The 23,884-nt window shown below is 43.7% G+C and carries 23 protein-coding genes; 7 read left to right on the top strand and 16 right to left on the bottom strand.

The window, feature by feature from the left end; genetic code table 11:
• Positions 1-9: 9 nt before the first annotated feature.
• Together FYJ34_RS07640 and FYJ34_RS07635 are read right to left on the bottom strand one after the other, a co-directional pair.
• Entirely contained in the window at positions 10-1,275 is a 1,266-nt protein-coding gene (locus tag FYJ34_RS07640) for a sugar ABC transporter substrate-binding protein (RefSeq protein WP_154477550.1), read from the bottom strand.
• A 109-nt stretch (positions 1,276-1,384) separates the two neighbouring features.
• Positions 1,385-2,452 carry a uroporphyrinogen decarboxylase family protein gene (locus FYJ34_RS07635; RefSeq protein ID WP_154477548.1) on the bottom strand — a complete coding sequence of 356 codons (1,068 nt, stop codon included), beginning with the start codon at positions 2,450-2,452 and terminating at the stop codon, positions 1,385-1,387.
• A gap of 251 nt (positions 2,453-2,703) precedes the next feature.
• On the opposite strand from FYJ34_RS07635, the gene FYJ34_RS07630 reads away from it, so the two are divergent.
• Entirely contained in the window at positions 2,704-3,003 is a 300-nt protein-coding gene (locus tag FYJ34_RS07630; RefSeq protein ID WP_154477546.1) for an ArsR/SmtB family transcription factor, read from the top strand.
• Between the two features lie 136 nt (positions 3,004-3,139).
• Positions 3,140-5,698: an FAD-dependent oxidoreductase gene (locus FYJ34_RS07625; RefSeq protein ID WP_154477544.1), complete on the top strand. Its 2,559-nt coding sequence runs from the start codon at positions 3,140-3,142 to the stop codon at positions 5,696-5,698.
• Between the two features lie 211 nt (positions 5,699-5,909).
• Here FYJ34_RS07625 and FYJ34_RS07620 read toward each other — a convergent pair whose 3' ends face one another.
• The 6 genes from FYJ34_RS07620 to FYJ34_RS07595 form a co-directional block, all read right to left on the bottom strand.
• Positions 5,910-7,934 carry an FtsX-like permease family protein gene (locus FYJ34_RS07620; protein ID WP_154477542.1) on the bottom strand — a complete coding sequence of 675 codons (2,025 nt, stop codon included), beginning with the start codon at positions 7,932-7,934 and terminating at the stop codon, positions 5,910-5,912.
• Positions 7,922-8,695 carry an ABC transporter ATP-binding protein gene (locus tag FYJ34_RS07615; protein ID WP_154477540.1) on the bottom strand — a complete coding sequence of 258 codons (774 nt, stop codon included), beginning with the start codon at positions 8,693-8,695 and terminating at the stop codon, positions 7,922-7,924. The genes FYJ34_RS07620 and FYJ34_RS07615 overlap by 13 nt, the downstream gene beginning before the upstream one ends.
• 106 nt (positions 8,696-8,801) lie before the next feature.
• Positions 8,802-9,764, bottom strand: coding sequence for an ATP-binding protein (locus tag FYJ34_RS07610; RefSeq protein WP_154477538.1), 963 nt, complete (start codon positions 9,762-9,764; stop codon positions 8,802-8,804).
• Positions 9,765-9,860: 96 nt separating this feature from the next.
• Positions 9,861-10,535, bottom strand: a complete 675-nt coding sequence (locus tag FYJ34_RS07605; protein WP_154477536.1) for a response regulator transcription factor — start codon at positions 10,533-10,535, stop codon at positions 9,861-9,863.
• Between the two features lie 3 nt (positions 10,536-10,538).
• Positions 10,539-10,988 (bottom strand): low molecular weight protein-tyrosine-phosphatase, encoded by a 450-nt coding sequence (locus FYJ34_RS07600; RefSeq protein ID WP_154477534.1) that lies wholly within the window; start codon positions 10,986-10,988, stop codon positions 10,539-10,541.
• A 180-nt stretch (positions 10,989-11,168) separates the two neighbouring features.
• Positions 11,169-12,368 carry a site-specific integrase gene (locus tag FYJ34_RS07595; protein ID WP_154477532.1) on the bottom strand — a complete coding sequence of 400 codons (1,200 nt, stop codon included), beginning with the start codon at positions 12,366-12,368 and terminating at the stop codon, positions 11,169-11,171.
• A 96-nt stretch (positions 12,369-12,464) separates the two neighbouring features.
• Between FYJ34_RS07595 and FYJ34_RS07590 the strand changes: the two genes are divergently transcribed.
• The 4 genes from FYJ34_RS07590 to FYJ34_RS07575 all read left to right on the top strand — a co-directional run bounded on the left by FYJ34_RS07590 (position 12,465) and on the right by FYJ34_RS07575 (position 16,080).
• Positions 12,465-14,207 carry a DEAD/DEAH box helicase gene (locus tag FYJ34_RS07590; protein WP_235899351.1) on the top strand — a complete coding sequence of 581 codons (1,743 nt, stop codon included), beginning with the start codon at positions 12,465-12,467 and terminating at the stop codon, positions 14,205-14,207.
• 153 nt (positions 14,208-14,360) lie between these two features.
• A complete protein-coding gene (locus tag FYJ34_RS07585; protein WP_154477530.1) occupies positions 14,361-14,657 on the top strand; it encodes a type II toxin-antitoxin system RelE/ParE family toxin in 297 nt (98 codons plus the stop codon).
• Between the two features lie 29 nt (positions 14,658-14,686).
• On the top strand, positions 14,687-15,739 hold the full coding sequence (locus tag FYJ34_RS07580; RefSeq protein ID WP_154477528.1) for a HigA family addiction module antitoxin: 1,053 nt from the start codon (positions 14,687-14,689) through the stop codon (positions 15,737-15,739).
• 20 nt (positions 15,740-15,759) lie between these two features.
• On the top strand, positions 15,760-16,080 hold the full coding sequence (locus FYJ34_RS07575) for a RipA family octameric membrane protein (RefSeq protein WP_154477526.1): 321 nt from the start codon (positions 15,760-15,762) through the stop codon (positions 16,078-16,080).
• Between the two features lie 459 nt (positions 16,081-16,539).
• On the opposite strand, the gene FYJ34_RS07570 is transcribed toward FYJ34_RS07575, so the two are convergent.
• Positions 16,540-16,743 carry a hypothetical protein gene (locus FYJ34_RS07570; protein ID WP_154477524.1) on the bottom strand — a complete coding sequence of 68 codons (204 nt, stop codon included), beginning with the start codon at positions 16,741-16,743 and terminating at the stop codon, positions 16,540-16,542.
• Between the two features lie 144 nt (positions 16,744-16,887).
• Positions 16,888-17,583, bottom strand: coding sequence for a hypothetical protein (locus tag FYJ34_RS07565; RefSeq protein ID WP_154477522.1), 696 nt, complete (start codon positions 17,581-17,583; stop codon positions 16,888-16,890).
• Between the two features lie 280 nt (positions 17,584-17,863).
• Here FYJ34_RS07565 and FYJ34_RS07560 point away from each other — a divergent pair, with 280 nt between their 5' ends.
• On the top strand, positions 17,864-19,168 hold the full coding sequence (locus FYJ34_RS07560) for an ATP-binding protein (protein WP_154477520.1): 1,305 nt from the start codon (positions 17,864-17,866) through the stop codon (positions 19,166-19,168).
• Between the two features lie 183 nt (positions 19,169-19,351).
• On the opposite strand, the gene FYJ34_RS07555 is transcribed toward FYJ34_RS07560, so the two are convergent.
• From FYJ34_RS07555 to FYJ34_RS07530, 6 genes are all read right to left on the bottom strand, one after another.
• Positions 19,352-19,822: a GNAT family N-acetyltransferase gene (locus tag FYJ34_RS07555; protein WP_154477518.1), complete on the bottom strand. Its 471-nt coding sequence runs from the start codon at positions 19,820-19,822 to the stop codon at positions 19,352-19,354.
• 29 nt (positions 19,823-19,851) lie between these two features.
• On the bottom strand, positions 19,852-20,409 hold the full coding sequence (locus FYJ34_RS07550) for a M48 family metallopeptidase (RefSeq protein WP_154477516.1): 558 nt from the start codon (positions 20,407-20,409) through the stop codon (positions 19,852-19,854).
• A 58-nt stretch (positions 20,410-20,467) separates the two neighbouring features.
• Positions 20,468-21,325, bottom strand: a complete 858-nt coding sequence (locus tag FYJ34_RS07545) for a MerR family transcriptional regulator (protein ID WP_154477514.1) — start codon at positions 21,323-21,325, stop codon at positions 20,468-20,470.
• A gap of 85 nt (positions 21,326-21,410) precedes the next feature.
• Positions 21,411-22,067, bottom strand: a complete 657-nt coding sequence (locus tag FYJ34_RS07540; protein ID WP_154477512.1) for a 3'-5' exonuclease — start codon at positions 22,065-22,067, stop codon at positions 21,411-21,413.
• 99 nt (positions 22,068-22,166) lie between these two features.
• Positions 22,167-22,418, bottom strand: coding sequence for a hypothetical protein (locus FYJ34_RS07535; protein WP_235899349.1), 252 nt, complete (start codon positions 22,416-22,418; stop codon positions 22,167-22,169).
• Positions 22,419-22,901: 483 nt separating this feature from the next.
• Positions 22,902-23,471, bottom strand: a complete 570-nt coding sequence (locus FYJ34_RS07530) for a DUF3592 domain-containing protein (protein WP_154477510.1) — start codon at positions 23,469-23,471, stop codon at positions 22,902-22,904.
• Between the last annotated feature and the right edge of the window lie 413 nt (positions 23,472-23,884).

The raw sequence follows: 23,884 nt of genomic DNA, 5'->3' as shown, positions 1-23,884 counted from the left end.
TATGTGCAACTACTCTTTCAGCAATTTATTTAATGCCGAAGCCATTTCATCATATGCTTTTTCCGGCGTAGCTTTGCCAAGAGCCATCTTATGAATCGCATTATACATCGCACTGCTCATCTCAGCATAATAAGCTGGCACTCCGTTAGGGAATGGCGATGCGATAAGTTCAGCTTCTTCCAGCATTGCTCCTGCATTTGCAATGGTTCCGTCTGCGACTAATTCTTTCAATACGGAACTGCGTGTCGGAAGACTTCCAAGTGTTTCATTTAATTCTTTTTGCATATCCGCAGATGTATACCACTCAACAAATTTTTTGGCAGCTTCTTTATTTTCAGAGGTAGCCGTCACTCCCAGTGCTTCCGGAAGTGCCATTGTCTTTGCGGCTGTCCCCTCTTTTCCAGGTGCAAGAATCGGCTCAACCTGTCCTACTACGGAAGAGTCCTCCGGATTCTGCGTCTTGGATACAAACATAGTGGGGCCAACAAGAAAACTTGCTGTTCCACTACAAATCCTCATATATGCTTCCATGCCTGAGGCTGTTTTATCTTCCGGTGCGATCAAATCTGCATCTAATACTTCCTGATAATAATTTAATGCAGCCATCATCGCATCTTTATTGAACGTTCCATCGTCATTCCACACGACACCGTTCATCTGGAATGCAGTCCACATCAATCCGGTTGCCGCTTTCTCTTCTGCATTCATGGACATTGCAAGAGGATACTCTACCCCTGAAGCCTTCAAAGCTTTGGCAGCTTCTAACACATCTGCATATGTTTTCGGTGCCTCGTTCAGTCCGGCTTTCTCAAACTGAGATTTATTGTAATAAGCAATGCGATAATCATTGGAATACGGAATTGCCAAAATCTCACCATCTATCGTAAACGTGTCCAGCGTCAGAAAGTCTTCCTTGTCCACATCCGAAATCTCCAAAGGTTCTAACCAGCCTGCCGTCTTGAACTCTCCCACCCAGGACCAGTCTACTTCCACAACATCTGCAACATTCTTGTTTCCTGCTGCCGCTGTAGCCAGCTTTTCCCGGATGTCATCCCATCCAACTTCTGATACTTTCACCTCGATTCCTGTTTCATTTGTAAACTCATTCAGTTGATCATCCGATGGAATTGCCCAGTCAGGCGCCATAAATGTGATGGAATTCTCCTTCTCAGATTTTTTGTCACTGTTGGCAGAATTGCTTTTAGCTCCACAGCCGACGGCCATTGCTGTCACCATAGCTGCAACCAACATCATGCTTACCATTTTCTTTTTCATTTTGTTTTTCTTCTCGCTTCCTGTTGTAAAAATTTTTATGCCTACACGTATAAAATATCATACCAGCTTTCCCTTCATCAAATTGGTATTTTCAATGTGTCTTATGCTTTTATTGGCGTTTTCTATATTCTCCACAGGCTCGCGCCGCATCCATCAACCAGTCAAGCTGTTGCGGATCACTCATCTCCGGAATATCACATCCTGTTGCCAGGATATACCCTTTTTTTGCCTTTCTTCCCTGTTTCACACACCGTTGCACTTCCGCAAAGATCTCCTCTTTTGTCCCTTTCATGACAATGCCTACCGGATCTACATTTCCTGCAATTGGTACTTTGTTCCCGATCTCATTTGCCGCCTGCTCAAGGTCTATCACATTGTCCAGACTCAATTCATTCAGCTGATACGTTCCAAGATATTTCCAAATATTTCTCGTGTTTCCACACATATGGAGAGATGCTTTATATCCGGTTTTTTCAAATGCATACTCTGTCAGCTCTTTTGTATATGGAAACACAAATTTTTCATACATAGACGGACCGATCAACGCCGGGTTTGCCACCGGATCTGCCATGGCAATTCCAAGACCATACTGTGCCATCATATCTATGCAGCTTTTTTGACTGTCTGTAATAACTCGCAGCAGACGGTGAAGCTCGTTTACACACTTCCTGCAATCCCGAAGCAAGCTCTCCACACCTCGAAGTGTTGCCGCAATTGTAAACGGTCCGCCGATACTGGCTTCCAGTGGAACAATTTCCTGCGCTTCTTCACTCAGCACCTTTGCCTCTTCTTTAAACACTGCTATTCTCGTATCTGTATTTGCACGGATTGGTTCTAGCTCATCTACTTTTCCATAATCGAAGATCAACGGCGTAGCCGCGTAAGGGACTCCTTTTTCAGGATAAATATAGGTTCCTCCCAGCGCTTCTGCTATCCCTCTCGTATTTGGTCCAATCACAATCCGATCATACCCATACCGATTAAATGCAATTCGCTCTGCCCGTGCCATTTTTTTCGCATCAAACCAAAAATCCCGAATGCTGATGTTGCTCAGATAGCACTTAAACTCACTGATAAAGGGTACCGTTATTACTCGATCTGCACGTGTTCCATTTTCCACAGCTTTTTTTCGTTCTATCGGTGTCATTTGGTCTTTTTTGTTTTTCTCAAGTTTCATAGTCGTTCTCCATATCATTTATATTTAACCGTATGATATGCATTGTGTTTAAAAATTTCAAGTCATATATTTCGTTTATTTTTATAGTACTTAACTCATCATTTTCACAGATACTTTCTACTTCCTCTTGACAAACCCGTTTTTATATCTTAATATTTGAATATATAGATATTTAAATTAATCGCCCGCTTCTTTGCATCAACCGCAATGTTTCTGATGCAAAGAAACCGTGTTTTCAGAAAGGAGTCTTTATGCAGCTGAATATTTCCCCGGAAACATTTGAAGCCAACGCAGAGCTTTTAAAGGTCCTGGCCCATCCGGTCAGACTTTGCCTGGTAAGAGGATTGATGGAAAACGGTCCCTGTAATGTTACCAACATCCAGTCCTGTCTGGGTGTTCCCCAGTCCACCATTTCCCAGCATCTCGCCAAGCTCAAAGCCTTCGGCGTCCTCTCCTGTACCCGGTCCGGCAGAGAGGTAACATACGCTGTGACCCATCAGACAGTTCAGAAACTGATCCGGGCCTTATTTGACGCAACCCAGCCGATCTGATTTGTTCTGTCAGCGGCAAATCCAGCCAGCCTTTTGCTCCGCACCGGAAAAAGAAAGCTTCCGGCCCGGCTTTTTGGCCGACACCGAAAAAGGAAAGGCTTTGGTACTCATTATTTCACAGACAAGGAGGTTTCCTATGAAGAAAATCATTATCGTAGGCGGAGTTGCCGGTGGGGCAACTGCTGCCGCAAGACTTCGCAGACTGGATGAATCTGCCCAGATCATCCTGTTTGAACGGGGAGAATATATTTCTTTTGCCAACTGTGGTCTCCCCTATTACATCGGAGACGTGATCGAAAACCGGGACGCTCTTCTGGTGCAGACGGTAGAGGGAATGAGCCGGCGATTCCGTCTGGACATCCGTAATTTCAGCCAGGTAGAACGTATCAACACGCAGGAAAAAACGGTTGTGGTAAGACACCTGCAGACAGGACGGGTCTACGAGGAACCTTATGATGCTCTGATCCTGTCTCCCGGTGCAAGTCCCATCAAGCCCCCCATCCCCGGGCTTGACAGCGCCAAAAATGTATTTACTCTCCGCAACATTCCTGATACAGACGCTATTAAAGCTTTTCTGGAGGAAGCAAAACCCAGGGAGGCCGTTGTAGTAGGCGGCGGCTTTATCGGGATCGAAATGGCAGAGAATCTGGTTTCCCGCGGAATCCGGGTCACCCTGGTAGAAATGGCCGATCAGGTAATGGCTCCCTTTGATTTTGAGATGGCACAGATCCTTCACGCTCATTTGATAGAAAAAGGCGTTCGCCTGATCCTGGGAGACGGCGTACAGGAATTCCAGAATCAGGGAAAGACGATCCTTTTATCCAGCGGAACCTCTCTTTCTTCCGATCTGACTGTGCTTTCCATCGGAATCCGCCCGGAAAACCAGCTGGCAAAAACAGCCGGTCTTGCTCTGGGAAGCCGCGGCCATATTCTGGTCAATGAATATCTGGAAACCTCCGTTTCCGATATTTATGCAGTCGGTGACGCCATCGAAACAAAGGGCCTCGTATACCAGGAGCCTTCTTCTATCGCCCTGGCTTCTCCTGCCAACCGTCAGGCCCGGATCGTAGCAGACCGGATCTGCGGCATCCCTTCCCGGTATCCGGGCGTCCTGGGTACTTCCGTGGCAAAGGTGTTTGATCTGACTGCTTCCTCCACCGGATACAGCGAAAAGCGCCTGAAACAAATGGGGCGATCTGATATAAGATCCATCCATATCCATCCCCTCTCCCACGCCGGATACTATCCCGGCGCAGCGCCTTTGGATCTGAAGCTGATCTTTGAAGCTCCCGGCGGAAAAATCCTGGGAGCCCAGATCATCGGAACCTCCGGCGTGGAAAAGCGGGTAGATGTAATCGCCACGGCTATTTCCGCCGGCATGACGGTGTTCCAGCTACAGGATCTGGAACTGGCCTACGCTCCTCCTTTTTCCTCCGCAAAGGATCCTGTAAATATGGCCGGTTACGTGGCCTCCAATCTGCTGACCGGTCTGGCAGAAGCTGTATCTGTCAGCGAAATCGACCACATTGTAGAGCAGGGCGGCTTTTTGTTGGATGTCCGAACTGCCGGTGAGTTTGCTCTGGGTTCTATTCCCGGCGCCCGCCATCTCCCGCTGGATGAACTGCGTGACCGGTTTTCGGAGCTTCCAAAAGATCAGACCATCTACGTCACCTGCCAGGTGGGACTGCGGGGCTATCTGGCCTGCCGGATCCTGAAGCAGCAGGGATTCTCCTGTGTCAATGTAGATGGCGGATACCGGTCTTACTCACAACTGAAGCTGGATATCCGCCAGAAGCAGCTCCCGCCGGTAAAGGGACTTGCCTGCACAGACCATCCGGATGTTTTAAAGCAGTCTGGCAACTCCTCTGACAGCAAGGATTCTGCCGGTGAGGAAGCTTCCCCACCTCTTTGCGGGAGTACTTCTTCTGCAGGTCCTGGCACCTCGCCCCGCAAGCAGATTGACGCCAGAGGGCTCCAGTGCCCCGGCCCCATTGCCAAGGTTTTTCAGGAGCTAAACTGCGCTGATTTTGGAGATACCGTAGAGGTTTTGGCAACCGACCCCGGATTCTCCCAGGACATTTCGGCCTGGTGTCAAAAAATGGGCTACACCCTCTTGGAGCTTTCTCAGACAGAGAGGGTTACAAAGGCTGTCATTGAAAAGACCTCTGATACCAAATTTTCTGCCTGCTGCCCTTCTTCCGCTTCCCAGCCTCTTCTTTCAAGGGATGGGAAAAAGGCTACGATGGTGGTATTCAGCGGCGACTTGGATAAGGCCATTGCTTCTTTCATCATCGCCACCGGAGCCGCTTCCATGGGAAAAGAAGTCACTATGTTCTTTACTTTTTGGGGGTTAAATATTTTGCGGGATCCTGCCATCCATGTTTCCAAGTCCGGCATGGCCCGGCTTTTTGGGTGGATGATGCCAAAGGGCGCGGATAAGCTGCACATTTCCAAAATGAACCTGGCAGGCATGGGAACTTCTATGATCAAACGCATTATGAAGCAGAAACAGGTAGACAGCCTTCGCCAGCTGATGCAGCGGGCAAAAGAAATGGGAGTGACCTTTGTAGCCTGCTCCATGAGCATGGACATCATGGGAATCCGCCGGGAGGAACTGCTTCCGGATGTGGAGGTTGCCGGTGTGGCCAGCTACCTGGCAGAAGCAGAAGAAGGAAATCTGAATTTGTTCATCTAGATCTCTTCTCCTCCATCGACAGGTTTTCTGCCACCGCTTTTTATCAGCAAAGAGCTTGCGCAGAAATGATAGCATCTCTTTCCAGAAAAAATCCCGCAAAGTCGGATTGTCCGGCTCCTGCGGGATTCTTTTTCTGACAAGGTCTGTTTTCAATATCTGATCTCTTTGTCCGGAATCCCCTCCCCAAATAGGAGGGCAGGCTTCTGATCTTCTATCTCCTTGTTACAATATTTTTATAAACTTTCGCAGTCATAAGATAGACTGCTCCATAGAAGGCCACCATGACCACACTGGTTCCTACACTGACCCCCAGCATCAGCCGTTTATTGATCACACCCAGCAATTGAAGAATCTGCTGCACAATATTGTATGCAAAGATCATATGAATGATCGCCAATGTGATCGGCATGAAGAAGACTGTCAACACCTGTCTTGCAATGGTTTTATTGATGTCCTTCCCATCCAGCCCCACTTTTTGCAGGATAGCAAACCGTTCGCAGTCCTCATGGGCCTCTGCATACTGCTTGTAGTAAATCACCAGGACCATGGCTGACAGGAACAGCAGCGCCAAAAATCCTCCGATAAATACGATCCCTCCAATCAGCTGATAATATTCCAATTCATCGTAATGACGGTCTGTTATCGACACGCTGGATATTCCCTGTAGTTCCGGATATGTCTGCAATTCTGCTTCTACCTTTGCCCTAAAATCCTTTTCCTGTTTGTTTTTGGTTTCCCAACTGTAAAAATGATGCCAGCTTATATTTTCTTTCTCTTTCAGGGTCTCCTGTACTTCCTCAAATTTTTTCAGATCAGAAACCACCATAACCTTCTGGTTGTTTACCAGGTTGGACATCCCCCTGGAAATGTTGCCCGAAATAATATCTGTATCCAATTGCTCTTTAATCTGATAGGTTTGTCCTTCCAGCGTAACCTGCTTTTCTTTGGAAGAACCAGAAGGGTCATAGAGTAATACTTCCGTTTCTTTTAGGTTCTCCGATTTCCCGGTCATAACCTTATATGCCGACTGGTCTATTACTGTCAGGTATGCCTTTGGAATCTCAATTCCCTGCGTTGGCTGATTTATTTTGTAAGGTGCTTTTTCCTCTTGCAGCGGAAGAAGAACATACCTGTAATTTCTGGCGCCTTTCTGGCTCAGTCCATACTTTTCCTCTATGCCGGCAAGGATTCTATCCTCGGTTTCCCAAAGCTCCTGCACTGTCTTTTGGGAGGCCTCCACTTCCTTTTCTCCTCTGGAAATGTCCACTACATAAGGCTTTGCAGCAACGGCGTTCAGGTATTCTCTTCCTCCCTTGTAGAGGGAAATCCCTCCGATCAAAGATACCAGCGCCATGGAGCAAAGAAGGCAGATACTCGCCATTCCCGCCGCATTCTTACGAATCCGGAAAATCAAGTTGGAAACGGAAATAAAATTCTGCGGCTTGTAGTAGTAGCTTTTGTTTTTTTGCAACAGCCGAAACAGCATGATACTTCCGGATCGAAAAATGAAAAACGTTCCTCCTGAGGCCAAAAGAACCGCTCCGAAAAACAGTGTCAGTGCCTTTACCGGATTCTCCACCCGGACTGCAATCGTATAAGCTGCTCCCAGCATCAAAACTCCCAAAAGCGTTCCCAGCCACAAGAAACGAACTTCTTTCTCTCCGCTTCGTTTTTCTTTCATCAACGCCAATGGATTGTACCGCATGATCTTCCAGCAATTCACAAAGATCACTGCCAGAAATATCAGCCCAAACACGATTCCTGTCTTTCCTACCGCCCGAACAGAAAAGAAAGAATTTAGTGTCACAGGAAATCTCATGACCCGCAGCAGCACTGCATAGGACAGCTTATCCAGCAGCATTCCCGTCACCAGTCCTGTGACCATCACGGTGCATCCCACCAGCAGATTTTCTATAGCCACCATTCTCCCGATATGGCGTTTTTCCAAGCCCAATACAGAGTACAGCCCCATTTCCACCATTCTTCGCTTCATCGTGAAGCTGTTGGCATACAGCACAATCACACCGGCCGCCAGCGCTATGATTCGACCGCCCAGCCGCAACGTTTCCCCGATCGTTTTGCCGCCATAGAGCGCTTCTATTTCCGGATTCATTGACAAGGTCGTAAAAATATAGTAGAAGGCGCAGGCCAGCACCCCGGAAATCATATACGGAATATAAATCTCTTTGTTCTTCTTCAGGTTGGTCAATGCCAGTCTGGTTATCAGTTTCTGCATATTCCTTCCCTCCCTCCTGCCATCACCGTCAACGTATCCGAGATCATCTGAAACATTTCCACACTGGTCCTGTCTCCCCTGAAAATCTGATTGTAAAGCTGCCCGTCCTTGATAAACAATACACGCTTTGCCCGGCTGGCTGCCACCTGGCTATGGGTCACCATTACCACTGTCTGACCGCTTTCGTTGATCTTATCAAATACATCCAGGATCATTCCGGTAGATTTGGAATCCAGCGCTCCCGTAGGTTCGTCTGCCAGCAGAAGAGACGGTCGGTTGATGATCGCCCTTCCGATCGCCACCCTCTGCTGCTGTCCGCCGGACATCTCATAGGGAAACTTTTCTCCCATCCCGGACAGCCCCATCATCCTTTCTACCCGCCCATAGGCTTCCTCGATCTCTTGCGGGGATTTTCTTCCCAAAACCAGCGGCAGCACCATATTGTCGTGTACATTCAGTGTATCCAGCAAATGAAACTCCTGAAATACAAATCCCAGGTAGTCCCTACGAAAGGTAGAGATTTCCTTGCCCTTGATCTCCCTGGTATTTTTCCCACTCACCAGAACCTGTCCGGCTGTCGGCATATCCAGTGTCGCCAAAATATTTAACAGGGTGGTCTTTCCGGAGCCACTTTCCCCCATGATCGCTACATACTCTCCCTTTTCCACGCTAAAATGTACATCCGAAAGAGCTTCCACCTTTCTTCCGAACTTTCTCGTCTGATAGATCTTCTTTACATGTTCCACCTGAAGCAAACTCATTTTTTACTCCTCCTCTTCGTTTTTTTCCATTATAGAAAAAGTGAAACTGCACTGCCTTAACTTGACCTTGCAATTTCACCATTGTTTCTTACACTTTTGTAAGGAACTATTCCCGGATCAGCTCGGGCTGCTTCATATGGATGCACACGGTAGTTCCTTTTCCCGTCTCAGAGTCTATCGTAATGGCGTAACCCAGCTTGCCTGCAATCTCCTGCGAAAGATACAGGCCGATCCCGGAAGACTGCTGGTGCATTCTCCCGTTATATCCGCAGAATCCCCTCTCAAACACCCGCGGGATATCCTCTTTTCGGATTCCGATCCCCGTATCCTTGATGAACAGGCACTCCTCCTGCCACCAAACGGAAATCCCGCCCTCCTGCGTGTACTTCAGCGCATTCGAAAGAATCTGCTCCAGGATCACCGCAAACCACTTTTTGTCCGTAACAATTTTTGTATCTCCTATTTCGATCTGTACGGACAGCTTTTGATAAATAAAGAAAAAAGAAAACTTCTTTACTGCTGCCCTTACCAGCTCTTCCAAATGTTCTTCTTGCAAGTTCAAATCTTCGTGAAAGGTTGCCATCCGCTGGTAGGACAGCATCAGTTCCACATACTGTCCCGTCTTAAAAAGCTCCTGCCTAAGGCAGTTTCTCTCCTTTCCCTCTTCCATCTGGTCGATCAGAAGCTTCATGGCTGCGATAGGCGTTTTGATCTGGTGGGTCCAAAGGGTATAATAATCCTGGTTGATCCGCATCTGCTTCTCTTTTTCTTCTTCCATCTCCTTCTGCTGCCAAAACTGCTCCTGGCAGCACTGAAGAAGTTTTTGAACCTCCGGTCTTCTTTCCGCTTTCGGAATCTCTTTTTCCGGAAAGTGAAGCCAATCCAAAATCCTGTCCCGCTCTGCCTTCTCCTGTCTCCGGTTCCACAAAAACGTCAGCAAAAACACCACAAAAATCGCCCCGATCACTCCCTGTATCACCGCTTTATCCGCTCCAATGATAAGCAGTATCCCTGCACTTACAAGTAAAGCCAATATTTTTTCCATTCCCTCGCGTTCCCAGGATCTCATCTTTGTTTCCCGCTTTCTTTCCTTTTGTTGTTCCGCATGTTTGTTTCTGCTTCCTTCCCGCCTGCTCTGTCGCCGGAGCCACAGAGATCCCTGTTTTTATTGCACCAGTCCATACCCGATTCCTTTTTTGGTCACAATAAACTCTTTGATCCCCATAGATTCCAGCTTTTTCCGCAGTCTGGCAACATTGACGGTCAGAGTGTTGTCATCGATGAACACATCTCCTTCCCACATAGCCTCCATCAAGCCTTCTCTGGATACAAATCCGTCTCTGTGCTCCATCAGCACCCGCAGGATCTGAAATTCATTTTTGGTCAGATCCTCTGTTTTTCCTTGATAGTGGACCTTCGTGCTTCTCAAATCCAGTAAAACCCCTCCATACTCCAGCCCATCCTGTCCTGTCGCAAATTCGTAGCTGCGCCGCAAAATTCCCTGCACCTTTGCCACAAACACCGACAAATCGAAGGGCTTTGTCACGTATTCGTCCGCCCCCATCTGTATGGAGGTGATGATGTCCATCGGCTGATCGTGAGAGGAAACAAACAGGATGGGCACCTTGGAAACCTTCCGGATCTCCTGACACCAGTAGTAGCCGTTAAACAGCGGCAGTGTAATATCCAACACCAGCAGATGGGGCTTTTCTTCCGTAAATCTCTGGAAGACCCTGTCGAATTCCACCACCGGTATCACTTCCATGCCCCAGGCTTCCAGCGCCCTTTGCATCCCTTCCCGAAGTACTTTGTCATCTTCTACCAACATAATCTTATGCATGATCTATTCCTCTATCGTCTTCAAAAATGCCTGCAGTCCTTTTTGGATATCCTCGTAGGTCCGGTCAAAATCCCCTGTGTACCAGGGATCTGCAATGTCTTCCTCTGAACCCGCAAAGGAAAGCAGCGTCCTAAGCTTCTCCTTTTTCCCACCGGCTATCCGCTCCATGTTCCGGAGGTTGAACCGGTCCATCCCGATCAGATAGTCATATTCTTCTACATCTTTTGCCGTCATCTGTACTGCCCGGTGAGGAACCACCGGCACGCCCATCTCTTTAAGTTTTTTAACTGTGCCTCTGTGCGGCGGATTCCCGATCTCCTCCCGACTGGTTCCCGCCGAGGCAATGAGAAATTCCTTCTCCCGCCCGGCTTCCTTTACCATATGGGTAAATAACGATTCCGCCATGGTACTGCGGCAAATATTGCCGTGGCAGATAAATAGCACTTTTATCATTGTTGCATAACCTCGCATTTCTTAGTTTTTCTTGGTTTTTCGGGCTTTGTAAGCCTTTGTAAATGTTTGCTTTTTGGCATAACCTAGTTTATTTTCGCATAATATCGTCCGCAAAAGGTGTAAAATAAGGTGTAGATTCCAGGGTTTTACACCTTGCCATTTTAAGCTATAAAATCGTAATTACACAATCCGAAGTCTGGCAACTTCTTCTCTGGCATCCTCAAGATTTACATGGGCATATGTATTCAATGTAACACTTATATCCGAGTGTCCCATCAAATATTGTAATGCTTTTGGATCCATTCCTGATTTCGCCATGTTGGAACAATATGTATGACGGCATATATGTGGTGTAACGTTCGGCATCTGGATTTTGTAAATTCTATTATACTTCTGGGCAATATGTTTAAAGTAATGCTCCCACTGTAAGGAATAGCAGATACTTCCGTCCTTATCAAAATATAAAAATCCGCTCTTCCCATCTATCATGGGTTCTGTTTTCGGCGGGTTTCGTTTTTCTATAATCTTTTTAAAACATTCTTCCACATCTGCAGTCATAGGTATCTTTCTTGTTCCACTGGTTGTCTTTGTTTCTTGAATATAATATCCAATTTTTGATTTTTTCTGCAATTGGTGATCGATGTTGATCGTATGCTCCTTGAAATCAATATCAGAAATCGTCAAACCACAAAATTCCGAGATGCGAAGGCCTGTTTTAAATAAAATATAGATTCCTTCATAATACCTGCAAAAATGAGGATCCTCCTTCACAAATCGTAGAAACTTACGTTCCTCCGCTCTGCTGATTGCCTCTCTTGTCACACTATCATTCACGATTACTTCCACCAGTTGAAACTGAAATGGATTTTTCCTAATCAGATCATCGTCTACTGCTAATTGAAATGCCGGTCGAAGAACTCCACGGATGGAATAAATGGAACTATAGCTTTTCTTCTCAACTTTTTGAAGATGTATCAGCCAACATTTTGCATCCGAAATCCGAACCGTATCAATCCTTCTTTTTCCAAATGGATCTTTCTTCAATAAATTGATAACTGTTCCGTATCCTGCAACTGTAGTAGGTCTGACACCATTTTTGGTTGATGTATACTTTTCAACCAGTTCCAGTACCGTCATATTTCCGCCATTTGTTGCAATCTGCTCGAAATGATCCGCCTGAATTTTCTTCTCCATCTCCCGCAGCGACAAAGTACGGCGCTTTCCTTTCGGAGTTGCATCATTATGGTCTAAGCGCCAGCTATATACGCAGCGCTCCTTTCCCATCTCATCGACATACTTAAATCGATATCTGCCATCAGATAACTGTATTTCTCCATTGTGTAATATACGTCCTCTATGATCTCTCCTTTTTTCACTCATAATATTTTAGTCTCCTTCATCAAATGCTCATTTAACTTGGAAGACCGTCTAGGTAGTATTGATTATATCACAAGACACTCTCTTCGCTAAGATAAAATGAACATTATTTTTATTACTATTTCTTCTTTTGCGTCCAAGAACATTGTTCGTGTCAGTGCTACTGCTATTGAAAATAAGAGATACGAGTTCTTTGAAATCGATGAAGTAGATGTTATCGACGCAGGCCTTATTACCAAGGCTCTTTATGTCAATGAAGGCGTGGCTGACAACACAGAAATTACCGATGATTACGATTATCTGCTCGACCTTGCAGATGCAAAAAGGAAAGCTATCGCTGGCAGATATAAAGAAATCGGTAAAAATATCCGTCCTCTCGTGCTTATACAGTTCCCGAACGGACAGCCAGAGACCATTGCTGCTGTAGAGCAGAAACTGGAGTCCATGGGCTACACCTACGATAATGGCATGGTCAGCAAGTGGATGAGTGAAGATAAAAAGGACTTGCCGGACAATCTGACCGAAAATGATGCTATCCCTGTGTTTCTTCTTATGAAACAGGCCATCAGCACCGGCTGGGACTGCCCTCGTGCCAAGATTCTCGTCAAACTGCGAGAAGGCATGAGCGAGAGCTTTGAGATTCAGACCATCGGCCGAATTCGTCGTATGCCAGAGGCAAAGCACTACGAAGATGACCTCTTGGATTTCTGCTATGTCTATACCTTTGATGAGAAATACAAAGCAGGACTTCTCTCCAATATGGATAAGGCCTACGAGACTCGCAGATTGTTCCTCATGGAAAAATGCAAGACCTTCACCTTAGAAAAGGAAATCCGTGACTTGGATGTCGGCAGTCTGGGCGAGCGTAATGTTCTGAATAAAATCTACGATGCTCTGGTGAGAAAATATAATCTGTCCACAAGCACCACAGATAATAAGCTCCGCTTTATGGCAGCAGGCTACCAGTTCGGTGATGAAATTATCGGTCATGCATTATATGGCGAATATGTCCGCACCGATATGGTCGCTGAGAGCACTACCTACTACACCACTCGCAAGCTTGTGAATACCCACAAGCTTGGTATTGAGCTGCTCCACTCCGTAGATGCCATTAAGAGCACCATCGGCATGCAGTCAGCCAAGGTAAAAACAATACTGGAGCGTCTGTTCCGTAGGGGTGGTTCTTCCTATAAGAAGCTGTTGTTACTGGATACCTCAAAATTTTACGCATTTATCATCAATAACGAGCACAGACTCAAGGAAGAATTCCGTGAAGTGACTGCAGGTATGAATACGCAGATGACTCTTCCTCTCAATCCGAAGAAGTCAATCTTCCATATTCCGGAGCAGGACTTCTATAAGTACGACCCGGGTGTAAAGAATGAGGTGGAATACCTGACCAATACATACCATGATTATACTTCCGGATATGCCACAAGCCTTGTTCGTAGTACATCAGAAATGCTATTTGAGCAATTCTGCGAAAGCCGTGATGATATTGAATGGGTCTATAAGAACGGAGACACCGGTCAGCAATACTTCTCCATCGTATATAGGGATGGGCTTCAGAATCAGTGGCTCTTCTATGCTGACTATATCATTATGAAGAAAGACGGCACTGTCTGGGTTATTGAGACCAAGGGTGGCGAGACCAAGGGCAAGGACAAGAATATCGACATTCAGATTGAGAACAAATTCAATGCATTCAAAAACTATGCTGCGGAGCATTCCCTCCACTGGGGATTTGTCCGAGACAAAGATAATCAACTTTATATCAACAATACAGAATTCGCACATGATATGTCAGATGACCATTGGGTGCCACTATCACAGGAATTCTAATTTTCAGGGCAGTAGATTCAGTTTCTACTGTCCTATCTTTTTGGCATATCACAATCAATTTACCTCTCAGGTAAACCAATACTATTGACATTTATAGCAAATAAGGATATAATATATTTACCTCAAAGGTAAACTCACGAAAGAGGTGATGGATTGGAAATAACATATAAGACTCGCAAGATTGAAAAGGTGTGTACAATCGCAAGCGAGGCAGAAAAGAAATATGGTTCAGAAATGGCCGAAAAAATCCATCAGCGTATAGATGAAATAGATGCATCCGATACTGTTGAAGAGATGGTTCAATTCCATATTGGAAGATGTCATCCATTAAAAGGAAATCGCAAAGGTCAATACGCAATGGATTTAGTTCATCCCTATCGACTGGTTTTTGAAAAAATAGGGAATGAAATTCAAATTGCAAACGTAATGGAAATTGTAGATTATCATTAAAGTTCCGTTTCATTTAAGGAGGTATTACGATGGTGAAAAGTCGCAGTTTTATTGCAACACCACCGGGAGCAACTATTAAAGAGCAGTTGCTTGATAGAGGACTTAGCCAGAAAGAATTTGCAGTACGCATGGGTATGTCCGAAAAACATATTAGTAAATTAATCAATGGCGAAGTTCAGTTGACTCCGGATGTTGCTGTTCGTTTAGAAATGGTATTAGGTGTTCCTGCTAAGTTTTGGAATAAACTAGAGTCCACTTATCGTGAAAAACTTGTAAAAGCCAACGCTGAGAATGACATGGATGCTGATAAGGAACTTGCAAAAAAACTACCTTATCGTGAAATGTCTAAAAATGGTTGGGTTCCTGAGACCAGAGATACAACCGAAAAAGTTATTTATCTTAGAAAATATTTTGAAGTTGTAAACCTTGAGATTATTGAGGATATGCAATTGTCAAAAATAGCATGTCGTAGATTAGCCGAAACAGAAAAAAGTAATCTTGCTCTAGTGGCATGGGCACAGAAAGCCAAACTGGAGGCTCGTACTATTAAAACTTCATTAGTTGATTTAAAATCGCTTAAGAAAAGTTTGCCAGAAATAAGAAGCATGACCACAATGAATCCTTCGGATTTCTGCCCTAAGTTGATTGAGCTATTATCCAACTGCGGTATTGCGCTTGTATTTCTCCCTCACATTGGAGGTTCTTTCCTGCATGGTGCAACTTTCTACGACGGAAACAAAATAGTTGTTGGCTTAACAGTTCGCGGCAAAGATGCAGATAAATTCTGGTTTAGTCTATTCCATGAGCTTGGTCATATTTTACTTGGCCACATCAACCAGCCAAATGGAACAACCGAAGAAGATGAAGATGCCGCTGACAGCTTTGCAAAAGAAACACTAATTCCTACAGAAGAATTCAACACATTTACTACTCAGAATGATTTTTCAAAAGCAGCCATTTGTGCCTTTGCTCAAGAAGAACACATTCTTTGTGGAGTTGTTGTGGGACGTCTGCAAAAGGAAGGCTTCATAAACTATAATCGCTGTAATGATTTAAAGACCAAATATGTATTATCAGCGTAAATGTCAAAGGAGAATCATTTTTGGAGAATACAACTGAAGATAAGGAATTACTATTGAATCAATGGCAAACTTGCGTAGACATGGCAAATTCAGTTAGCCAGCGTCGTGACAATATGAACAATATCTTTATCACATTGAATCTTGCAATTATGGCCGCAGTTTCAATTACATGGGACATAAAATCATTATTCATTCTGATAGCTGGAATAACTATATGTATTCTATGGATGCTCAATATTCGAAACTATAAGCTGTTAAATACTGCAAAATTCAACGTAATTAATTCAATCGAAGAGAAACTACCTTCAGCTCCATTTATTAAAACGGATACCTATAAATAGCTAATATTTTTTCAAATTATGAATTTATACATTATATCGTCTACTAAGTTTTACCTTCATTTTCGCACATGGCCATGAGACTTTTTCGCTCAAATTGTGCGCTCATATGTAAAAGGCGTAGGACTTCTCCCACGCCTTTATATTATTTCAGCTATTCCGATCCGATCTTCCAAAGGTATAAACAAGGTGTAAATTATTGATTAATTCCCAAGAAATCCTTTAAAATCAAGCTTCCGCACCATCCATTAAACATTGCCGTAGCAGATAAAAAGTATCTTAATCATTATCAAAACTCCTTTAAAAGTGCAATATTATGACGCATTTTGTAGCGATATGTCACCGTATTTTCGGGCCTCTGTACTACCGCTGACTGGTAGAGAAATAACCATATACGGCAAAATTCTTCAAAGTGTAGACGTCAAAAATAGTAAAAACGTAGTAAAATAGTCAGTGTTTTAACTACCATCCCTTTGGAACAACCAGGTCTTCCTTCAATCCCAAATGTTTGCCTATTTGTATTGCCAACTTTTCAAGTTGCACATAAATAGCTTCTTTTACAACCATATATTCTGCTCTAAGGATATGTTCTGTTAATCCAAACATGATGTCGTCATGCAACAATTCCTTACTTTTCAGCGCAACTCCCAGTTTATAATGCGCCATTGCATTTCTAAACTTATCATTCCTCCATTGAACATCTAGAATAAAGCAGGTACCTAGCTTATCATTAATTTGAGGAATAACGTTAAGCAATGAATAATATAGCAAATATGCGAATCGCAATTTAGCGGGTATCTCTTCTTTTATCTATCGATTAATGCAAAATATCAAAAAATTGATCTGGCATAGTATCGAAAAAAGCACAAATTTATCACTAAAATCATTGCCCACTGGAGATTTAACAAGCCCTCCGTAATCACACATATTAAATTTTAACGAGTCATCTGCCTGATACACTTTTACTGCATCAAATAAAGCAATGTATCCACCACCAATTTCAGTCATAGATTTTATATATTCACCGTTATTCCCATTATATTGAAAAAAAGGTGAATAATACTTGCATAATATCGTATTTCCACACAGAGCCCCATTTACAGTATCAACACCATAAATATCATATAAATGCCACTTCTTGGCTATCGGATTACACATATTTCCAAAATAGTCATTGCTTTCAGAATACGCTTGCTCTAACAAATCATATATCTTATTATAGTCTAGCTGCCAAAGCTTAACGCTAGTTCTAATTTGCTCATAAAACTTTTCTTCATCCATGGTGAACTGTGGAATTGGCAGCTTATTTTTACAAGAATTATTTACACTCTTTACCCAATCTTCTGCCCCATCAACAATAACTCCGAGGTATGGTAACAAGGACGGTATATAGTTTGATTTACTAGGATCGACATTGCGTATCACTGTATATAAAAATCGCAAATCTCTTTGGATCATAGATCTGGCAGCCTGCTGAACTTGATTTAAAGACGAAAAATCTATCAAAAAATCACCTCTTTTTATTCATTTGTTTTTCTTGACACACAAACATAATTGCACTTAATACTATCATATTTTTACGTTTTTCGTCATAAATTCTGATTCACCCGCACAGCGGGTGGTATCAGACTGTAGACAAAGTCCTTCGCTTAAAACCTCTTGACGCAAAAACAAGGCGGCGGTATGCTTGTTTTCAGAAAGTATCGTGTAAATACGGCACTGGAACGCGATACTCCAAAGCCTTACACCTAACGATTTGGCAGCATCCATGAACGGAGGTAAACGCATGTATAAATTAGTCTCAAAACTCATCGTATATCGCAATATCGGACGGGACAGTCTCCTTTTCCGGCTGGCAGATTTATTCCATGAATTTGACACCGGAGAATATGTGGCAGAGGATCTGTCAGGCAGGATTCTTGATCTTGTACACGAACTTTTGGATCTGGCAACCGTCTATGGCTTTGATGAAAATCTGTGGCACAACTATCTCGCCTATCTGCTTGCAATGACGGAAAATCCCTTTACCCTGGTTTCTGAGAAAACCGGCGCCGTTGACGGTTCCGTTAATCAGTTTGTGCAGAATGATTTTTCTGTATTTTACCAGCTTATGAAATTCGACTTTGCTCCGATGGAGAAGGCGCTCGGACTGTCCTGTTTTTCCACCATCCAAAACTACCGCTCTGTCCGTAAAAAAGACCATTCTTATAATCGCAATGTCAGTGTCCGGATCCAGGAGTTGAGCCGTTCCATCGCATGCGCCAAGGATGAGGCCTCCTTCTACCATGCCGTTATCGACTTTTATGAAAAATACGGCGTTGGACAATTTGGGATGAATAAGGCTTTTCGTATTTCCCCGTATCAAAATGAGGGACTGCTTGCACCTATCGTTTCAACCAGCAACGTCACACTTGACGATCTCTTTGGTTACGATCAACAAAAGGAAGAGCTCAAGAAAAACACGGAAGCCTTCTTAACCGGTCAGCCTGCGAATAATGTACTGCTTTTCGGCGATGCCGGAACCGGAAAATCCACCAGTATCAAAGCTTTGCTGAATATGTATTATCCTCAGGGGCTTCGCATGATCGAGATCTACAAGCATGAATTTCAATATCTTCCCGAAATCATCAGCATCATCAAAGGCAGAAACTACAAATTCATCATTTATATGGATGATCTGTCTTTTGAAAGCGCAGAAACGGAGTACAAATATCTGAAAGCAGTTATTGAAGGCGACCTGGAGATCCGTCCCGACAACGTCCTCATTTATGCGACTTCCAACCGGCGTCATCTGATCCGGGAAACATTCAGCGACCGAAAGGAAATAGACGAGGACGATATTCATCGCACGGACACAATGGCAGAACGATTATCTCTCTCCCATCGCTTCGGCATCACCATCGGTTATTACAAGCCGGGCAGGCAGGAATTTTTTCATATTGTCTGTGAGCTTGCAAAGAAAAATGAAAAGATCCTGCTGTCCAAGGAAGAATTGCTGCACAAAGCAGATCTGTGGCAGATGCGCCATGGCACTATGTCCGGCAGGTTAGCACAACAGTTTATTGACTATTTGTCTGCTGAAATTTCATAGGAAAAGCTATAAAAAATACAAGGATACAACAAGGGATGAAAAGCTCAAAAAAGTCTTTTCATCCCTTCTCTGTATGCTGTATCAGAAAGTGTGCGGTTACTCCCTGATCGATACTGCCATCAAAAACAGAACTGACCTGTACGACCAGGGACAGATGTAGGAACAGGTCTCTGGCTCTTACGTTTACAAAATATACTCCAGTTGTTTCTCTTTGGTTTTCATTCCCATTTGCTCGTAAAACTTTTCCGCCGAAGTATTCCCTTCCCAGACATTCAATGTGATTTCATAGCAGCCCATACGTTTCGCTTCGTTCTTTACGTGTTCAAACAGGCATTGCCCAACACGCTGCCCTCTCGCTTTTTGATCCACGCACAGATCGTCCAGAAACAACGAGGTAAACGGTACCATATTATTGGAAAACGGTTGTTCTTTTACCTGGCAGAAAGCATATCCCAGACACAGATCCTCCTCATCCACGGCAACATAAACAGGCTTCGTTTCGTCCTGTAGCAGCTCTGCCAGCTCTTCTTCTGTGTACTTTGTCGTCCCCGGAAGAAAGATATCCGGCCTGATTTCTGCATGGATCTGAAGCACCTGCCCCAGCAATTCCATAAGTTTGAGAATGTCTTTTTCCATCGCTCTTCTAATTTTCATCCTGTCCACCTCACACACAAACTTCTCTGTTATCTCTGCCTCCTGATGATACGGCTTCCTTCTTCCTTCAGCCATCTGACCGAATCCCTGTAATTTGGGAGAACCTCCTCCACCTGCTTCCAAAAAGCTTTAGAATGGTTCATTTCCTTCCGATGGCACAGTTCGTGAACTACCACATAATCAATAATCCTTGGCGGCGCCAGCATCAGCAGGCAGTTGAAGTTAAGATTCCCCTTGCTGCTGCAGCTACCCCATCTCGTTTTCTGATTTCGAATCGTGATCCGTCCGTAATCCACACCCAGGATCTTTGCAAAACATGCCGTTCTGCCGGGAATATGTGCCAGTGCCCTGTCTGCAAGCTCCCTTATCTCTGCAGTTGACAACCGCTTCGCTTCTGTCGCTGCATCCCGAGTTTTTTCCAGTTGGAGCCGTTCTATCTGCTTCTGGATCCAGCCTTTCTTTTCCTGGAGGATCCTCTCCAGATCCCTTTGCGCCGCTTGCATTGGTGCTCTGACTGTGACTGTAAGGTCCCCGTTCACCTGGATCCCCACAGTTTTTCTGTTTGATCTGATTATCGTAACTTCCATCAGAAATCTCCCTTTATCCTTTTGTTTTCCTCATTATATCACCTTTTCACAGAGTTTCCTATCTGATGGTATTTTTTATGTCTGCATATTTTTTGTCCGCTTCAAGTAGCTGTGTATAGTACGCATCATAGCTCTTGCTGAATTTTCTTATGAGAGGGATTGCCGTCTCGTAGTATCCGTGCTCCAGCATAAATTTTTGCAGCTTTTCCTGAATTCCCTTCATCGGACTGTGCTGATACTCCTCGCTGTTTTTATAGCTTTCATACCGTGCGATCGTATCTTTATTCTCTTCCAGCCATTGTTCCGCGTTGTAGATGGCATCTATCTTCTTTTGATTTACTTGCCTTAATGTTTCCACATCAAAAGAGGCACTGACTTGATCCAGATACTCCTGCTCTTCTTTCGTCAAGGTGAAAGCCGGCAATGCATCCAGGTAGGCAACATATTTCGCATACGCCTCTTCCCCTTCTTTTTCCAGAGGTTCCTTCAAAAACGGCTGATACGCCCAAAAAATCATTTGTCCAAAATATCCCGGAAATGCTCTCTCCAATCTTTCATAGATAGACTCCTCCGCCTCGATCCACGCAATTTTTCTGTCTAATAGTTCCTGCTTCTCTCCTTTTATCATCGCTTCCAGAACCTCTTTTCTTTTTTCCTCCCTTTCTAACCGATGTTGCTTCCTCCTGAGGATGGAAGAAAGTGAAGCGCCATCCGAAGAGAACGCTTCCTCGATCTCCGACAGACTTATCCCAATTTTTCTAAGCAAGGACACTTTCGTTAAAACTTCTAAATCTTTTTCGCTGTAATCTCTATACCCGTTTTCAAACTTGTGTGGCTTGATCAGTCCCTTCTCTTCATAGTATTCCATTGCTTTCCTCGTTAAACCGGTTTTCCTCTGAACTTCATTTCTTAACATGGGCTGCCACCTCCTTTTTTTAAGGATAACATGGCCCCCAACGGGCAGGTCAAGTGTTCCCTTCACTGTAAAAACCCTGTTCCTATTAAGCCAACTGTAAATTCAACCTGGAAAAGAGTTCTCCAAGGGTGCACGAAAGACGTTCTGTTTCTTTTTCCGGCATTTTGTAACGAACCAGCTGATATTCCGGATTGAGTTCCAGTTTTTCAATCAGATAGCCTGTATTTACAGCATCATCCAGTCCATCATGAAATCTTCCTTCCGGTTCGATCTCTGCCCGCCCCAATGCCTCTTCCAAGCTGATTTTTCGTGATAATTCAAATCGTTCGGTAAACACCTCCTGATAATCAATCCATTTAACTTCATCCATAAATGCACGGATTCTACTATCCTCAATTTTCTTAGCTTTGATTTCATGCAGAATCTGATCTCGGTCCGATTCACTCCAGGCATATATTTTATATTCTCGTTCCCCCACCCAATCCATCATATGCAACAATGCTTCCTGCAGCTTCGGTGCTTTTTTTACTTGGCTATTTCGGATACCGGTCAGCTTTTCGATAAAATAATCGATTACTCCGTATTCCGGATGTATATATTGGCTAAGTGTTCCGATTCTTTTAAATTCCGCATCCAGAAGGACTGCTCCAATCTGTATCGTCTCATTCGCATATGGATAAGACTTGCTTCTATAATCTCTTGGTACTTTACACATTTCCAAATCAATCACCAGGTAAAACATGTTTTCTCCTTCCATTTCACACAACGAATGCACCTAATTAGTCATTATAGTTCTGATCTATGTAATACATATTCTCACCATTACAATCGTCCTTTTTGTTTAAAAATCATACTCATCTGGGTTCAGCCCGGCTTCTTCCAGCGCCTCCCTTCGTTCATCTGTATCCATACATTCCAGCTCATTTGGATCTAATCCAGATAACTCCAACTCTGTCTTTACTTCCACGTCCTCTCTCATCATCTCGTTGAAAAAAGCGGCTTTCGTCGCACCTTCCAATGGGCTCACCTTTCCATCATGATTCAGATCAAACATATTTCCAAACATTCCTTTCACGGCAACTCCTCCTTTCATTTCCGGTTCCTCCCTTTCCTTGGAAACATCCAGTAATCTCCTTTGATGGCTACAGTGTATCTTAATAGGTGAGGTATAAAAATCCCATCTCATAACAAAATTTCACCTTTTCATAAATTTACCGAGGCTATCGGTTCGGTTTTTGCAGAATCGGTCAGCTCCGAAGAAAGTTATTCACTAGCAAAAAAAGACGTATACACCATTACGGTCTATACGCCTTGCATTTCCTCTATCATTACAATCATTATTTTAAAGTTATATAAGCATTTGGTCAGATTTTTTCAAAATATTGTTATCTACACAGCCGCAATGCGTTATAACTGCCACATCGCAAGCTTTCTCACTGACCGGATCAGAAATTCTCTCCAAGGCTCGAATCACACTCTCTTCCCATGAGTTTGATAATATGATACCTTATCATAAACTATGTACATTCGCTTTTGTCCCTGCAATCTTCCCGCCAACCAGTCATCCCAAAATTGATCATAATCCACCTGTACACAACCCACTCACACCCGCTATAAAAAACAGGATTCCAAATGCGGCTGTAATGATAGAACTCACCCTGATCTTTTTTGAAAGAAGAAATACTGCCGGATGTTTCGGATCAACATAGATGCTGTAAGTTTCTCCCTTCTTCATATTCTGTGTCAAAAGTTTATATGACATATTTTGTGTTGTTTGTTCCTGATAAAAAGTCCCGTCATATGTATATGCAAAAACGGGAGATTGCATAGAAACCCCATTCTTCCCGTAATATGTGTTATAACCACGATATACGCCCTCTATCTCCTCTTTACATCTTACCAAAGAATAGAAATCGTTGAGGGCAACCGAAATAAATATGAAACCAACTATGATCCCCAGCAAAGGATACAGGAATAGTTCTCCCTGCGGCGCGACCGAGACTACAACAGAAGTAATTCCACACCCAATGAAAGAAAGAAATACAACCCAGCTCATAAATGGTACAGCTTTATATCGTTTTTTCTTTATAATGGCGACCGATGCTATAGCAAACAGTATCGTCAGTATATGCACCATGATTATCATATCTGTCCTCCCAAAAAAGGTGTGAATTTTCCAGTCGGTGAGTAGAAAATATTCGGATACTCTTTACAAAACAAATAAAAACCATATACATGCATTTTGGCAAAACCTCTTCCGTACTCTAACGTAAATTCTTTTGACAGCTTCGCTGTTATGCTTATCATATTATCTATATTTGTAGTAACTTTCATACCGTTACGGACTGCATATACCCGCTGATGATTTCATTAAGTTGACAGAACGTGAATATGATACCCAACAAATTGCATGAGCGTTAAATTCGGATCTTAACCTTGTAGCAATAAAAGGTGATTTGCTTCGTTCTCAAGGGTATCAATTTAATCAGCAAAAATATCACAATGACTTTCTCAAATATAGCAGATAAGACCGTCTACTCAAAATAAACAGATGATCTA

Source organism: Suipraeoptans intestinalis (assembly GCF_009696485.1).
GTDB classification, from domain to species: Bacteria; Bacillota; Clostridia; order Lachnospirales; family Lachnospiraceae; genus Suipraeoptans; species Suipraeoptans intestinalis.
The sequence above is the reverse complement of the archived record's forward strand: the minus strand, read 5'-3'. Positions and strand labels throughout refer to the sequence as shown.